Below are 16,032 nucleotides of genomic sequence, written 5' to 3'. Positions count from 1 at the left end.
GTTCAAATGAATTATTCTAAAGAGATTATAAAAGCATTGGTGTTGGGTATTGGGGTTTTTCTAGTACTTCAAGGAGTCAATTTGTTGATATACCAGCATCCAATAAACATCATTGTACTTAAATGGAATTTTGTTTTTACAATGCTTTACAGTGTGGTGTTGTATTTTGTAAATGCATTTGTGTTTATTCAATTGGATAGGTTCTTTCAGAAAGATCGATTTGATTTAAAGCGACTCATTATAGGTTTTTTAGCATCGTTTATTTTTTCTGGGTTAACAATTTTTTTCTTAAGAGTATTAGAGGATGTAGGTTTTGAAAAGAAAAGTTTTGAAAAATTTTTAGAAGATGAAAAACCAGAGAATTATGTATTTGCAATGGTGGTTACTGTTGTTGTTACTCTAGTGATTCATTTGGTTTATTTTTATAAAAATTATCAAGAGAATAGAGTTAACGAACAGAAAATAATTGCAGGAACAGCCTCAGCGCAATTTGAAAGTTTAAAAAATCAATTAGATCCTCATTTTTTATTTAATAGTTTAAATGTTTTGAGTGCTTTAATTGAAGAAAACCCCGAAAATGCTCAGAAATTTACAGCTTCTTTATCTAAAATTTATCGGTATGTATTAGAACAACGAGATAAAGAATTGGTAACAGTGCAAGAAGAATTGGCTTTTGCAAAAACTTATATGGATTTGTTAAAAATGCGTTTTGAAAATAGTTTAGAATTAGACTTTACGGAATTTGATTGTCCAGCAGAAGGAAAGATTATTCCATTGGCTTTACAGTTACTGTTGGAAAATAGCATTAAACATAATATTGCTAGTGATCAAAAGCCTTTAAAAATTAAAATTTACTGCAATGGCGGTGAGTTAATAGTAGAAAATAATAAACAAAAGAAAGAAGTTTTACGCACGAGTAATGGTGTAGGGTTGCAAAATATTTTAAATCGATATGCTATTTTGACAACACGAAGTGTGATAATAGAAGAGTCAATAGATTCTTTTAAAGTAAAGCTACCTATCTTGACTAAACAAGTTAGTAATATGAAAACATATAGTCAATACAACGAAGAAGCGGCTTATGAAAGAGCTAAGAATAGAGTGAACGAATTAAAAGATTTTTACGGAAGTTTAATTTCTTATTTAATTGTGATTCCAGTTCTAATTTTTATTAATCTAAAAACGGTTTCTAATTTTCAGTGGTTTTGGTTTCCTGTATTGGGATGGGGAATAGGATTGCTTTTTCATGCTTTTCGAGTATTTGGGTATGGTAAAACTTGGGAAGAGCGTAAGATTAAGGAACTCTTGGATAAGGAAGAAAAAGAGAGTAATAATTGGCAATAAGTAAGATATATTAAATTATCATGGAAAATAAATATAACAAACAAGAGCGATACGATAGGGCTTTTAAAAAAGTGAAACGCATTAAGCGATTTTATACACATGCTATACTCTATGTTATCGTTAATCTTATAATTATAATCATCAATTTAAATGGCGCAAAGCTAGGTAAAGAACATTTTCATATTTTTATGCCAACATTTTTTTGGGGATTAGGTTTATTGGCGCATGGAGCAGCAGTTTTTTTACCTAATACCATTATGGGATCTAGTTGGGAAAAAAGAAAAATAAGAGAGCTTATGGAGAAAGAAAAAAATAGCAATGGAAATTGGAAATAGAATTCACTCCATTTAATTATTTAAAAAACAAATGAATATTATCATAATTGAAGATGAAAAACCTGCAGCACGATTACTGCAACGTAAAGTTGAGAAATTGGGGTATAACCTAAATAAAATGCTGCATACAGTGGAAGAAGCTATAAGTTGGCTTGCTAATAATCCTCATCCTGATTTAATTTTTTTAGATATACAATTATCAGATGGATTATCATTTGAAATTTTTGAGTCTATTGAAATCCATAGTGCTGTAATTTTTACTACTGCTTATGACGAATATGCATTGAAAGCATTTAAATTAAATAGTATTGATTACCTATTAAAGCCTATTGATGATAATGAGTTGCTAACCGCAATTGAAAAATTTAAAACGCGAACTCAAGTAACTATATCTGGGTTTGATTTTGAAGCTGTAAAGCGGATGATACAAAAACCAATAGCAAGAGAGTATAAGTCACGCTTTTCTGTTAAAATAGGGAATCAAATAAAAGTAATACCTATTGAAAGTGTAGAGTGTTTTTATAGTGAAAATAAGGGAATTTATCTGCATACTTTCGATAATCGTGATTATTTGTTGGATACGACATTAGAGGTTTTAGAAACTGAGTTGGATGCTGAAGCTTTTTACCGTGTAAGTAGGAAGTATATTGTTTCAATAAAAGCAATCCAAGAAATACAACTTTATTCAAACTCCAGATTGAAAGTTATTTTAGCTACTTTTAAAACTGATGAAGTTATAGTGTCGAGAGAGCGTGTAAACGATTTTAAAAATTGGATTGATAATTAATATTTGTTTTGTAATTTTTTAACATAATTTGTATGTAAAAGTTATAAAACGTTATTTTTTTTTTCTTGTAAATGAAAACTTATATTTTGGTGTCCCAAATCGATAAATAAAACAAATCAATGAAAAAAAAATTACTTGTATTTGCATTTTCTGCAGGTCTTTTTACAGCTTCTTATGCGCAAAAAGCGCTACATTTTGACGGAGTAAACGATTATGTTCAAACTGATGTGTTACCCATGACTGGTAATACTGCTCGAACTGTTGAAGCTTGGATTAAAACAACAAAAAATTCATTGCCAACAGGTCAGGGAGGTTTAGGACAAAGTGTAATTACAGATTGGGGATCTATTTCTCCTAACGGTTATCGTTTTACTTTTAACCTTTTATTTAATAATGCTATTCGTTTAGAAGTCGCAGGAAATGGTATCTCTGGAAATATTGCTGTAAATGACGGAAACTGGCATCATGTAGCAGTGGTTTGGGACCCAGCTGCCGTTTCAACTTCAACTTCAGTTTCTTTATATGTTGATGGAATTTTAGATGTTACTGGGAATTTAACAGTTAATGTTAATACAGGTGCTACTACAAATTTAAGAATTGGTCAAAGAATTGACGGAACAGGACCTTTTCAAGGTTCAATCGATGAGGTAAGGGTTTGGAATTTTGCAAAAACACAAACGCAAATTGCAAATGATATGAATACTGAGTTTTGTTCATCACAATCGGGTTTAGTTACTTATTTCAAATTTAATGAAGGTGTAGTAGAAGGAGTCAATACTGGATTGACTACTATAAATGATAATTCCGGTGGGAATTATACCGGTACATTAAATAACTTTGCTTTAACAGGGACAACTTCAAATTTTGTTGCGGGAGGAAATTTAACTTTAACAACAGTTGATAATACCGTAACAAATAATGGGGGTGTTTTAACAGCTACTCAAACGGGAGCAACTTACCAGTGGGTTGATTGTGATAATGGAAATGCATTAATTTCAGGTGAAAATGCACAAACATTTAGTCCTTCTGTAAATGGAAATTATGCTGTAAATATTAATTTGAATGGATGTGAGACTATTTCAAATTGTATTCAAGTAACATCTCTAAGTTCAAATTCATTTGACTTTAATAATAAAATTACAATTTATCCAAATCCTTTAAGTTCAATATTAAATTTGAATTTAGATGAGACTTTCGAAGAGGTTTCGGTAAAAGTAATAAATAGTTTAGGGCAAGTTGTTGCAGCGCAGTCATATTCAAATACAAATCAAGTTTCACAAACTGTAGATTTTTCATCTGGTGTTTATTTTGTTGAAATTACAACTAATACAGGGGAAAAAGCAGTGAAAAGAATTATAAAGCAGTAACTAAATGTTTTAGTACTTATCTATTTTTAATTAGGAGGGGGCACTTTATGAGTGCTCCTTTTTTATTATAACTTTTAAAAAAATCAAAAAGTTACTTTTTTTTTGCAATCGTTAACTTTAAAGGTGTTTTTTCTATTTTGATTTATATTTAACATAATATATGTTTAAAAGTTATAATAGTGTAAAAAATTTTTTTACACCCAAAGGCGGCTTATTTTAGTACAATTAATTTTAAATTATATCAAACCAATGAAAAAAAAACTACTCCTTTTTGCTTTAACAGCAGGTTTTTTCTCAATTGCTAATGCACAAACTGCGTTAAATTTTGACGGTACTAATGATTACATTCAAACTACTTCACAAGGAGTTCTGGGTACATCAAATCGTACTTTTGAAGCTTGGGTTTATGTAAGTCCTACTGCATCTGCTTCAAATTTATGTATTTCTGATTATGGAGTAAATGCTTCTGGTTCAAGAAACACATTCTTGGTAACAGGTACTCGTGCGCTTTCGTTTGTTTCAGGAGGAACAAATGGAAACATTTCAAGTAATGCAAATGATATTACCCCAGGTGTTTGGACACATGTTGCTTTTGTACTGGATTCAGGTACAGGCTATCTTTATATAGATGGGTTACAAGTGGGTACTGGTAATTTATCAGGTGTTAATACACCAACAGGAAATGAAATGATTAAAATTGGAAATCGAGTTACAGGAAGTAATATCTATTTTAATGGATCAATAGCTGATTTCCGAGTTTGGAATGTTGCACGAACGCAGATTGAAATTCAAAATGATATGGATGCTCAATATTGTTCATTGCCAACAGGACTAGTTGATTATTACAAATTAAACGAAGGAGCTGCTAATGTTGATAATTCTATAATAACAAGCATCAATGATATCGTGGGAACAACAGATACAGGAACTTTAAATGGATTTACTTTGACTGGAACGGCTTCAAATTATGTTACGGGACCAAATTTAGCGTTGAATGGCATTGATAACGGAGCTACTAATAATAATGGTATTTTAACAGCAACACAAACAGGTGCTACTTATCAATGGGTGGATTGTGATAATGGGAATGCAATTATTTCAGGTGAAAATGCTCAAACATTTAGTCCAACTGCAAATGGAAATTATGCCGTTAATGTCACTTTGAATGGTTGTACAGTAGTCTCAAATTGTATTCAAGTGACTACTTTAAGCTCTAGCTCTTTTGATTTTGATAATAAAATTACAATATATCCAAATCCTGTTACTTCTATTTTTAATTTGAATTTGGAAGAGACCTATGAATCGGTTTCGGTGAAAGTAATTAATAGTTTAGGGCAAGTTGTCGTAACACAATCTTATTCAAATACAAATCAAGTATTACAAGAAATAGATTTTGGATCGGGTGTGTATTTTGTTGAAATTACTACGAATACTGGAGAAAAAGCAGTAAAACGCATTATTAAACAGTAATTATGTTTTAAATTATTTAAAAAATAATAAAAAAGGAGCACTTTTAAAGTGCTCCTTTTTTAATTTACGGAGGATATTAGTAAATTAATATAGTTGTATTTTTTGTTAAAAAGGTAACTGTGTTTTTATTATTTAACGTTTATTTTGTTTTTTAGTTATATAAGTGTGTGTGTATAAGTTTTTTTTAAAAAAAACTTATACATTAGATGTGTTAATCATAAATAGTTATACAAATGAAAAAAAAAATACTTTTATTTGCTTTAACAGCTGGGTTATTTAGTAATGTTGAAGCTCAAAATGCTTTAAATTTTGATGGAGTAAATGATTACGTTCAAACCAATGTATTACCGATGAGTGGTAATGCTGCTAGAACGGTTGAAGCTTGGATTAAAACTACTAAAGATTCACAACCTGGAGGTATGGGACAAAGTGTTATTACGGATTGGGGTAGCTTTTCACCAAATGGTTATCGCTTCACATTCAATTTACTATGGAGTAATGCTATTCGGCTAGAAGTTGGAGGTAATGGTTTGTCAGGGACAATAGCCGTTAATGATGGTAACTGGCATCATGTTGCAGTAGTTTGGAATCCTGCAGGGGCTTCTACATCTACATCGGTGTCTTTATATGTAGACGGAGTGTTGGATACTGCGGGTAATTTAACTGTTTCTACAAATACGGGAACTTCAACTAATTTGAGAATAGGTCAAAGAATTGATGGCACAGGACATTTTCAAGGTGCAATAGATGAGGTTAGGGTATGGAATTTTGCAAAAACGCAAGCACAAATTACTACTGATATGAATACAGAGTTCTGTTCACCTCAAACAGGTTTGGTAGCTTATTTTAAATTTAATGAAGGAATAGCGGAAGGAGCCAATACTGGTTTGACTACTGTAAGTGATTATTCAGGGAGTAATTATACTGGGACTTTAAATGGTTTTGCCTTATCAGGAACTACATCAAATTTTGTTGATGGAGAAAGTTTGACATTGACTACTATTGATAATACAGTATCCAATAATGCTGGAATTTTAACGGCTACTCAAGTAGGTGCATCCTATCAATGGGTAGATTGTGATAATGGTAATGCTGAGATTGCAGGAGCAAATGCACAAACATATACGCCTTCTGCAGTTGGAAATTATGCAGTAAATATTAATTTGAACGGTTGTATGACCGTTTCAAACTGTATTCAAGTTACTACTTTAAGTTCTAATTCATTTGATTTTGATAATAAGATTTCACTTTATCCGAATCCAGTAGGTTCAGCGTTCAATTTGAACTTAGGAGAGGTTTATGAAGAAGTTGATGTAAAAGTTATTAATAGTTTAGGACAAGTTATTACAACGAATTTTTATTCAAATACAAATCAAGTATCACAAGCTGTAGATTTTGCTGCTGGTGTTTACTTTGTTGAAATCACTACTAATACAGGAGAAAAGACTGTGAAGCGAATTTTAAAGCTACAGTGAATATTTAATATTATAAAAAAAGAGCTCAAATTTTAGAGCTCTTTTTTATTTATAGTTGCATGGTTTATTTACTAAAGCGATGAAGTGTATAAACCATAGTCGATAATAATGCAAAAGCGACTAATTGGTGTGCAAGTCCTAACCAAAGTGGGACATGCAATAAAAGGGTGAGAATGCCTAATACAAATTGAATTAGAACAATAACTATAAGACTGTTTACTCCTTTGATTTGCTGTTTTTTTAATGAGTACTTTTTACTTTTGAAAAATAGTAAAACCATTATAAAAACTACAACATAGGCAAACGTACGGTGGATAAACTGTACCCCACTTTTACCTTCTGTAAATGCTTTTAAAAGTGTTGGCTGTTCCAATTGTATACTTTCATGGAAAAATTGACCATCACTCATAAGTGGCCAATGATTGTGTACTAAACCTGCATTTAACCCAGCAACAAAACCTCCATAAATGATTTGAATTATTAAAAATACAAGTGCAATTCGAGCAATTTTGCGTAAAGGGGTTATGATTTCATTTTTTTTGGGATAAATTAAATCTAAGGCAACCCAAAGTGTGTACGCGAATGTGATGAATGCGAAAGTTAAGTGTAAAGCTAGTCTAAAGTGGCTTACATCTGGATTGTCAATCAATCCACTTCTAACCATAAACCATCCAAGAAAACCTTGAAAACCTCCCATTAAAAGTAAGACGACACACTTTTTAATTGTTGAGGTCTCTAGTTTTTTCTTAATTAAAAAATAAAGAAATGGGATAATAAAAACGATTCCTATAATACGTCCGATAAAACGGTGAAACCATTCCCAAAAGTAGATGAATTTATAATCGGATAAATTGAACCCGCCTTCTTTATATTGGTTGATTTTCTGATATTCTGGAAAAGTTTTATACGCATCAAAAGCCTCGTTCCATTTTTCTTCTGTAAGTGGAGGAAATGTATCTGTAATCAAATGCCAATCCGTCATGGATAATCCTGAATTGGTTAATCGGGTGATTCCACCAACCATTACCATAATGAAAAGTAGTGCACAACCACTCAATAGCCAAATGATAACCGGTTTGTTATTTTTCATAAATTCTGTTTTTAGAATGTAATATGTTTACTCTACTTTTTGCAATCCCATTTTTTCAGCTTGCTTTATTACGAATGCTAAGGCGGCTTCGTATTCATTTGGGATTACACCTTCAAGGATAGCTTCTTTAACAGCTTCTTTTAATACTCCAATTTCTCTACCTGGTTTTAAACTAAAAAGACTCATGATTTCTTCACCCGTAATTGGAGGTTGAAAATTTCTCACGTGATCACGCTCTTCAACTTCTACAATTTTTTGTCTTACAACTTTAAAATTGTTGTGATATTTTTGAAATTTTTTCGGGTTTTTTGTGGTGATATCGGCTTCACAAAGCGTCATCAAGTTTTCAACATCTTCTCCAGCATCAAAAACTAAACGTCTTACCGCTGAATCTGTTACTGCATCTTCCGCTAAAACAATTGGACGCGAACTCATGGTAACCATTTTTTGAACAAATCTCATCTTTTGGTTTAATGGCATGTGTAAGCGTTGGAATATACGTTTTACCATTTTTCCACCTAAAAATTCATGACCGTGAAATGTCCAACCTTGCTTTTTGTTGAATTTTTTTGTTGGTGCTTTTCCAATATCATGCAATAGTGCAGCCCAACGCAACCAAACGTCATCGGTATTTAAACAAATATTATCTACTACCTCTAGTGTATGATAAAAATTGTTTTTATGGGTGTGACCTTCTATTTCTTCAACCTGATTTAAAGCAGTCAATTCAGGTAGTATATAATCTAAAAGTCCTGTTTGATACAAGTGTAAAAAACCAATGGAAGGTTTTGGAGTTGAAAGAATTTTATTCAACTCGTCAACAATTCGTTCTCCGGAAATTATTTTAATACGTTCTTTATTACGCGCAATGGCTTCCAAAGAAGAAGTTTCAATTTCAAAATTCAATTGCGTTGCAAATCTGATGGCACGCATCATTCGTAATGGATCGTCTGAATATGTGATATCTGGATTTAAAGGTGTTTTAATGATTTTATTTTCTAAATCGTCAACACCATTGAAAGGATCGACTAATTCGCCAAAATTATTCTCATTAAGAGAAAAAGCTAAAGCGTTGATAGTGAAATCACGACGTTCCTGGTCATCTTGTAACGTACCATTTTCAACTATTGGATTTCGGCTATCATGATTGTAAGATTCCTTGCGAGCTCCTACAAATTCGATATCCATATCATCATAGCGTAGCATTGCCGTCCCGTAATTTTTAAAAACCTGAACTTTAGGTTTTTTTGGAATCAATTCCGAAACTTTTAATGCTAATTCTATTCCGCTGCCTACAGCAACGATGTCGATATCTTTTTTGTGGTTTCTACTTAATAATACATCACGAACAAAGCCACCAATCACATAACATTCTAAATTTAGTTCTTGAGCAGCTTTTGAAATTATATTAAATATCTTATGTTGTAATTCTTCTTTGTAGTTCATTGTCAAACATTAAACAAAATTATTTGCGAATTACCTTTACTTGACTGTCTAAAGTTAACTTTATAATGGTTGAAGGATTACTGCAAATTTTTTCGTGGTGCAAATTTACTACATAGTCAACACCTTTTAAAATTTCGGGACTTATTTCTTTGAAAGATTTAGGCGTAGGCATTCCAGAAAGGTTAGCAGAAGTTGAAACTAAAGGTTTTTTCATGCGTTCCATTAGTTTGAAGCAAAATGGTTCAGTAACCATTCGAACAGCTAAAGAATTGTCTTCCGCAATAATGTTTTTTGCAACATTTTTGGGTTTATCCAAAATAAGTGTTGTTGGTTTTTCTGCAAAATCAAGAATTTGCCAAGCTACTTCTGGAATTTCATTAAAAACCTGATGCATCATACGTTCTCCATTTACTAAAACAATCATGCTTTTACTTTCGGCACGTTGTTTCAACGCAAAAATTTTCTTTACAGCTTCTTCATTTGTAGCATCACATCCAATTCCCCAAACCGTATCAGTAGGATAGAGGATAATGCCACCATTTTTAATAACTTCAAATGCATTGTGTACTTCAGAGTTCATATTTAATTGTTATTTTTACAAAAATAATATAAAACGAGCCATGACAGAAATTAAATCTGTTTTAGTTGCAAATAATCATTTGGATTATTTTGGAGGTAGTGAAACTTTTACTTTTGCTTTAATTGAAGGTTTACTTGCAAAAGGTTTTGATGTGGAGTATTTTACTTTTGTTAAGGGTAATTTTTCAAAACTGATTGAGCAAAAGCTAAATGTTGGTTTTATGAGTAAGGACTCTTATGACTTGGTTTTGGCAAATCATAACACTTGTGTTAGGTTTCTTAAGGATAAAGGTTTAGTTGTTCAAACCTGTCATGGTATTTATCCTGATCTCGAACAGCCTTCCATTTTTGCTGATTTCCATGTTGCTATTTCTCAAGAAGTCGCTAATTATTTAGCTGTAAAAGGTTTTCCATCTGCTATTATTATGAATGGTATAAATACAGATCGATTTTATTCTAAGAAAGCACTAAATGATAATTTGAAATCAGTTTTAAGTCTGTGTCATTCTGAATCAGCTAATTCCTTTTTAAAGGATGTATGTGATGAATTGAAAGTTGACTTTTTGTGTATTGAAAAATTCGAAAATCGTACTTGGGAAATAGAGGATTTAATTAATAAAAGTGATATGGTTGTTGGGTTGGGCAGATCTGCTTATGAGGCAATGGCTTGTGGTAGACCTGTAATTATATATGATCAAAGGCCTTATGCTGAGTCTTTTGCAGATGGTTATGTAGTTGATAAACTAGCTAATAGTTTGGTAAACAATTGCTCGGGTCGTTTTTATAAAATGAAAATGACAAAAGAAATGATGGTTAAAGAATTCAAAAAGTATAAAAAAACTGATGGAGAAGTTTTAAGAAATTTTATAGTTGATAATTTATCAATGAGCGCTTCTGTGGATAAATATTTAGCGTTAGTTAATGATTGTATTCTAAATAAAGACATTATTAAAAAGAATACTGTTTTCAGATCGTTGAAATTTAGTTTTGGTAATAGTCTTGCGCGTAAATTTGTAAAAAGATTTTATAAAAATTATTACAAGGCAAGTGTTTAATGCCTGGCTTAGAAACCTTTACATAAGTTTAATGCTTTTCATACATAGCAAAATTACTTAGGTAAGGTTGTTTGTTTATTATAGTAGAGTAAATTTATTGGTTTTTTAGTAGTTGGTCCCAAACTGTAATTATACTTTTTTCCTCTTCTTCCATGTTATAGTTTGTTTTTATAAACATTGATGCAGCTTTTGCTTTTCTTTCAAATTCATTAGGATTGTTATCGTAAGCATTTATAGTTTTTTCTACCTGACTAATAAATTCAATAATATTGCCATCCTCAATTTCATATGTAAATTCAGGTTTAAAATATTCTTTTCCACCATGCCCAGTAAATCCAATAGTAATACAACCAGAAGCCATTGCTTCTGCTGGTGGTAGGCCAAAACCTTCTTTATGATTCAAACTTAGAAAAAAGGTACTCTTGTTAAGAATAGTAGCAACTTCGTCTTCGGTTTTGTTGTCAATCTCAATAAAATTCCAATTGTTTAAATTGTTTCTTGAGTGAAGTATTTGAATGATTTGGGTTATATCGTCTTTTCTTTTTCTTGGCATATAAGCTATTAGCTTTTCTTTTGCTGTTTGATTATAAAAGAATTTTTGATTATCGATGCCTAATTTTATTCGATATACCTTAGTATTGGGAAAAGCAAATTCAATATAGTTTTTTGAATTTTCTGAAACTACTATCGTACCTAAAAAATTAGTATCGTTTTTGTAAATTGAACTTGAAGAAATAATATTTGGTTCACAATTATCAAATGTATAAAAGCAATTTTGGTTAAAAACAACTTTTTTCATATTTGGTAAAATCAAATTGATTGTAGGACCATATATTTCTGGAAAAATTATAATACCACTTTCTTCAATTACATCATCATTTTTTGAGCGAATATAATTTTTCACAGCCTTGTAAGGCTTGAATTCTTTTTTTAAAATAATATTCTCTATGTCTTTAAACAATGAAAGATTGTAGATTATTTTAGTTTCATTTTTAAACCATTTATGACGAAATCCTTTTTTTCGATGTACAACACAAGCATCGTACCCATTTTTATTGAGTATATCGACTTGTCTGTAAATTTGTTTAACCCCACCAGCAGGTGTTTTACCGTCTGTACAAATAAAGTATAGTTTTTGCTTCATGGTTTAAGATAGTATTGTTTTAACCCAATTTTCAAGTTTATATTTGTTATAAATCTCTTCGGGTAGTTCTTCATAAGGAGAATTTAAAAAGTCACTTGGAATTTCTTGTGTGTCTTTTTCCCAAATAAAAATATTTTTAGGATTGTAAAAATCGTATTCTTTAATATGAGGGTTTGTCGTGATTAATTTCTTTTTCAATCCCATAGCTTCATAAGGGCGAAATGAAAGTCCAACTTGAGTGTCGTGTTGAATATCTAAAATAATTTTAGTATTTAGATTGAAAGTGTAAGCCTCATTAAATGGGACAATTTTGTGAATAAAAGATATGTTTTTGTGTTTAATTTCCTTTGAAAGATTAACATCATAGGTGAAAAGTGTTGCATGAACATTTATACCTTGGTTGTTGATTTTTTCAAGTATCGAAATTAAATTTTCAAATCTACTATCATAAGTTCCTAAAAAGAAAACATCGTACTGAGGATTATTAATGGTTTCTGTAACATAGAAAAAATTATGACCTTTAATCATACCGTATTTTTCACAGTCAAATTTGTCGAAACTGTAGACTTTATCAAAATATTTCATAGTCTCAAATTGTCCATCAATTTTCTCGAAACTATCCCAATAATACACTATAGATTTATCACATTTGGATGTAATGCTATCAAGTTGTTCATCAGAAAGAATGTCAGGTCTGTTTATGTAAACAATATCGTACTTTTTATACTCGTTTACCTTTTTTTCAAAATACTGTTCTTTATAAAGTTTTTTGATATTTTTCCCTGTAAACGTTTTTAAAAAAAAGTTATATACTCGTTCAAAAATATTTTTGTACTTAAAATTTTCAGATTTATTGGAGTAAACAAATTGTACTTCATGTTGGCTGTATTTTTGGAAACCTTCTAAGATAACTTTATAGAAACTATAATGATCTGGGGCAATATATAATAATCTTTTCTTATCCATTAAAAATTGTTTTAATCCAGTTTCTTAACGTGTATTTTTCGTATATAGTATCTGGAATTTGTTGATACTCTGTTTTAAAAAAATGAGTGTCAATTACAATATTGTTTTTATCAATGATTAAAATATTTTGAGGGATGTAAAAATCGTAATTTTTAATATCCTTGTTAGTTGTAATAATTTTTTTTCCCAATGCTAAAGCATCAAATATTCTAAAACTAAGGCCAATTTGATTTTCTCTAACTATATCTAAAATGATGTCTGAATCTGAAATTTCTTTCATGATGTCATCTTGACTCAATTTTTCTGTGGTAAAAATAGCTTCGGGGTGCAAATTTGCGTTTAATTTTTTGTCAAAAAAAAGAAACTTAAAAGAAATTTGTAAGTCAGATAATTTTTGAGCGATAGTATTATAGGTTTCAAGTCTTTCATCTATTGAGGAAATTGAAAAAACGCATCTTTTAGATTTTGTATTATTTCTATTTTTAGGTAAATGAATGTAATTGGGCAAAAAGGCCAATTGGTATTCTTTTACATCCTTTTTGTCAAATGAGTAAATTTTATCAAATACACCATATAAGAGATTTTTAGCATTGTGCCTTTTTAAACTGTCGTATAAATAAGCAATGTATTTATTACTGAATTTTTTTATTTTCAGATGTGTTTTTTTGCTAATCCGCTCTGGGTTAATCACAAGGATGTAGTCAAATTTTGAGGATGATTTTAGAGTACTTAAAATAAACTCTTCAGCTTTTATTTTTTTTACATTTTTCCCAAGGAATGTTTTGGAAATGAAATTTATAATTTTTTCGGTTTTATTTTTATACCGATATGTAAAATCACTTAATTTTACGTGTATCGCTTCATGTCCTTGATTAAGTAATTCGGTTGTAATTTTTTCATCGTAACCCCAATAGTCGAAACTTATAACAGCGATTCTCATTTATTTTAGTAATTTTGTCAAAAATAATATATTATTAGCTTGAAAAAAATTCATGTAGGCTTTTTGTTGTCTTACGACTATGAGAAATTAAAAATGTCGATTCCGCTTGTATATGAAAATAGCGATAGGATTTTTATTGCTCAAGATATAAATAACTTGACGTGGAGTGGTAATGAGTTTAAAGTTGATGACTCTTTTTTTCAATGGTTAAGTGAACTTGATACCGAAAATAAAATAGAGATATACAAAGATAATTTCTATGTACCAGAATTAACTGCAATTCAAAATGATACGAGAGAGCGTCACATGCTTTCATTAAAAATGGGAATAGGAAATTGGTTAATTCAAATAGATAGTGATGAGTATGTTTTGAATTTTGATGATTTTGTTAAAGACTTACGTAAGTATAATCATTTTTTAGATAATCCTAAAAAAACACCCATCCAGATTTCAGGATTTCATATTGACATTTATAAATATTTAGAAGATGGTATTTTATATGTTAAAGATACGTGTAAAGTATTGTTGGCAACAAATTATCCTAATTATAAATTGGCAAGGCAAACACGTGAACGTGTTATTTATGTAGATACTTATGTTTTACACGAATCTTTAGCTAGGACTGAACAAGAACTCCAAATAAAATTAAATAACTGGGGGCATAATCATGAATTGAATAGTACTTTTTTAGAGAAGTGGAGAAGAGCTAATTCAAAAAATTATAAGGAGATTAAAGATGTTTTTTACCTAACGGGTAAGCAGTGGAGTACACTTGGGTTTATAAAAGGGAATAATATTCATGATTTTACTAACAGAATCAATGAATTAGATATTACTCAATTGGATAAGAATTTTATCTTTAAGAAGAATATAGGGCAATGGTTTAAATATACTTTTACCAAGCCTAAAAAGCAAAAATTAGAGTTTGAAGAATATTTTAAAGATTAAGAGTTTGTCTATATAATTTAAGATATTCTTCAGCAGCTTTGTCCCAACTAAAATACAATGCTCTTTTAAGAAGTTTTTCCTCCATTTGTGATTTATTATTTTCAAAATAATTAAGTTCAGAAATTACTTTTTCTTTCATTTCAATTTCGTCAAAATTATCCCAATAAAAAGCAGCATCGCCTCCAATTTCTGGTAATGAAGTATATTTTGATAAAAAGACAGGTTTTTGAAAACGCATAGCTTCAATAGGAGGCAATCCAAAACCTTCCCTAATAGAAGGGAAAAGGAATGCTGAGCAATTTTTTAAGTAAAATTGTTTTAATTCATTAGATATTTTCCCAGCTAAGAATACTTTATTTTCAAGCTTACGCTCAATAATTAAGTTACGTATGACTTCTCCGTATTTTTTGGTATTGTTACCTGCAATGATTAGTTTGTAATCATTAAAATGAGACATCATTTTTACAATAGCTTCAAAATTTTTGCGTTCAATAAAATCACCAATTGAAAAAAAGAAGGGATCGTTCTCTTTTAAAAAATCGGAAGAGATGTTGTTTGTGTCAAGAAGATTGAATACTGGATTTCCATTATATATTATTGATTCTTCTTTACCACTCAAATCAAAGTATTGGTGTGTCTGTTCTTTAGCAAATTCCGAAATGTAAACTACTTTGTCGGCACGTTTAATCTTTTCAACAAAAAGTTTATTTCTTTTGTGGTTATAGTCGTTTGAAATTTCCTCAAAGAAATTAACGTCGTGAACGGTTAGAATATATTTTGATTTGTGGTGAGGCTCTAATTTGATGTTTTGATTAAGCGAATGCCATAGGTTGAACTTTTGTCTTGTATAAAGCATTGGGTATCTCTGGAAAGTAAAATACTGTTTATAGCTAAACTTATTGCCAAAAATTTGTTTAAACTTTGTTATGTTACCGATATTTAAAACAATATCCAAGTCGTCAATATTTTGGTTTGAAATCGCTTTAATTAATTCAAAGTTAAATGTTCCTAATCCAGAAGCTAAATTGTTTAAATTATGCGACTCAAGAAGTATTTTGTTTTTCAAAATGTAACGTTTAAAAGTTT

General features: G+C 30.3%; 15 protein-coding genes. 8 read left to right on the top strand and 7 right to left on the bottom strand.

The genetic code is table 11. The features are described from left to right. The first annotated feature begins 6 nt into the window (after window positions 1–6). The 6 genes from ACFS5J_RS12835 to ACFS5J_RS12810 all read left to right on the top strand — a co-directional run bounded on the left by ACFS5J_RS12835 (window position 7) and on the right by ACFS5J_RS12810 (window position 6,778). On the top strand, window positions 7–1,344 hold the full coding sequence (locus tag ACFS5J_RS12835; RefSeq protein ID WP_379812635.1) for a 2TM domain-containing protein: 1,338 nt from the start codon (window positions 7–9) through the stop codon (window positions 1,342–1,344). A 20-nt stretch (window positions 1,345–1,364) separates the two neighbouring features. Then, window positions 1,365–1,679, top strand: coding sequence for a 2TM domain-containing protein (locus ACFS5J_RS12830; protein WP_379812634.1), 315 nt, complete (start codon window positions 1,365–1,367; stop codon window positions 1,677–1,679). Window positions 1,680–1,710: 31 nt separating this feature from the next. After that, a complete protein-coding gene (locus tag ACFS5J_RS12825) occupies window positions 1,711–2,466 on the top strand; it encodes a LytR/AlgR family response regulator transcription factor (RefSeq protein WP_379812633.1) in 756 nt (251 codons plus the stop codon). Window positions 2,467–2,585: 119 nt separating this feature from the next. Next, complete coding sequence (locus ACFS5J_RS12820) at window positions 2,586–3,833, top strand: LamG-like jellyroll fold domain-containing protein (RefSeq protein ID WP_379812632.1); 1,248 nt, start codon at window positions 2,586–2,588, stop codon at window positions 3,831–3,833. A 249-nt stretch (window positions 3,834–4,082) separates the two neighbouring features. Beyond that, entirely contained in the window at window positions 4,083–5,303 is a 1,221-nt protein-coding gene (locus ACFS5J_RS12815; RefSeq protein WP_379812631.1) for a LamG-like jellyroll fold domain-containing protein, read from the top strand. A 233-nt stretch (window positions 5,304–5,536) separates the two neighbouring features. Continuing rightward, a complete protein-coding gene (locus ACFS5J_RS12810) occupies window positions 5,537–6,778 on the top strand; it encodes a LamG-like jellyroll fold domain-containing protein (protein WP_379812630.1) in 1,242 nt (413 codons plus the stop codon). Between the two features lie 64 nt (window positions 6,779–6,842). Here ACFS5J_RS12810 and ACFS5J_RS12805 read toward each other — a convergent pair whose 3' ends face one another. Genes ACFS5J_RS12805 through ACFS5J_RS12795 form a run of 3 tightly spaced genes read right to left on the bottom strand, consistent with a single transcriptional unit; the run spans window position 6,843 to window position 9,894 of the window. Continuing rightward, a complete protein-coding gene (locus ACFS5J_RS12805; protein WP_379812629.1) occupies window positions 6,843–7,868 on the bottom strand; it encodes a COX15/CtaA family protein in 1,026 nt (341 codons plus the stop codon). Window positions 7,869–7,895: 27 nt separating this feature from the next. Beyond that, a complete protein-coding gene (locus ACFS5J_RS12800) occupies window positions 7,896–9,314 on the bottom strand; it encodes a CCA tRNA nucleotidyltransferase (RefSeq protein ID WP_379812627.1) in 1,419 nt (472 codons plus the stop codon). A gap of 19 nt (window positions 9,315–9,333) precedes the next feature. Continuing rightward, window positions 9,334–9,894 carry an L-threonylcarbamoyladenylate synthase gene (locus ACFS5J_RS12795; protein WP_379812626.1) on the bottom strand — a complete coding sequence of 187 codons (561 nt, stop codon included), beginning with the start codon at window positions 9,892–9,894 and terminating at the stop codon, window positions 9,334–9,336. 40 nt (window positions 9,895–9,934) lie between these two features. On the opposite strand from ACFS5J_RS12795, the gene ACFS5J_RS12790 reads away from it, so the two are divergent. Next, window positions 9,935–10,948 carry a glycosyltransferase gene (locus ACFS5J_RS12790; protein ID WP_379812624.1) on the top strand — a complete coding sequence of 338 codons (1,014 nt, stop codon included), beginning with the start codon at window positions 9,935–9,937 and terminating at the stop codon, window positions 10,946–10,948. 94 nt (window positions 10,949–11,042) lie between these two features. On the opposite strand, the gene ACFS5J_RS12785 is transcribed toward ACFS5J_RS12790, so the two are convergent. Genes ACFS5J_RS12785 through ACFS5J_RS12775 form a run of 3 tightly spaced genes read right to left on the bottom strand, consistent with a single transcriptional unit; the run spans window position 11,043 to window position 13,998 of the window. Further along, window positions 11,043–12,092 (bottom strand): glycosyltransferase, encoded by a 1,050-nt coding sequence (locus ACFS5J_RS12785; protein WP_379812623.1) that lies wholly within the window; start codon window positions 12,090–12,092, stop codon window positions 11,043–11,045. Window positions 12,093–12,095: 3 nt separating this feature from the next. After that, entirely contained in the window at window positions 12,096–13,058 is a 963-nt protein-coding gene (locus ACFS5J_RS12780; RefSeq protein ID WP_379812622.1) for a lipopolysaccharide core biosynthesis protein rfaS, read from the bottom strand. After that, a complete protein-coding gene (locus ACFS5J_RS12775) occupies window positions 13,051–13,998 on the bottom strand; it encodes a hypothetical protein (protein WP_379812620.1) in 948 nt (315 codons plus the stop codon). Before ACFS5J_RS12775 ends, ACFS5J_RS12780 begins: the two co-directional genes overlap by 8 nt. A 39-nt stretch (window positions 13,999–14,037) precedes the next feature. Here ACFS5J_RS12775 and ACFS5J_RS12770 point away from each other — a divergent pair, with 39 nt between their 5' ends. Then, a complete protein-coding gene (locus ACFS5J_RS12770) occupies window positions 14,038–14,946 on the top strand; it encodes a hypothetical protein (protein ID WP_379812619.1) in 909 nt (302 codons plus the stop codon). Here ACFS5J_RS12770 and ACFS5J_RS12765 read toward each other — a convergent pair. Beyond that, window positions 14,936–16,012 carry a glycosyltransferase family 4 protein gene (locus tag ACFS5J_RS12765; protein WP_379812617.1) on the bottom strand — a complete coding sequence of 359 codons (1,077 nt, stop codon included), beginning with the start codon at window positions 16,010–16,012 and terminating at the stop codon, window positions 14,936–14,938. The two genes, ACFS5J_RS12770 and ACFS5J_RS12765, sit on opposite strands and share 11 nt — an antisense overlap. Between the last annotated feature and the right edge of the window lie 20 nt (window positions 16,013–16,032).

The sequence above is a fragment of the Flavobacterium chuncheonense genome (genome assembly GCF_042686145.1).
Classification (GTDB): domain Bacteria; phylum Bacteroidota; class Bacteroidia; order Flavobacteriales; family Flavobacteriaceae; genus Flavobacterium; species Flavobacterium chuncheonense.
This window is presented reverse-complemented; position numbering and strand designations above follow the sequence as displayed.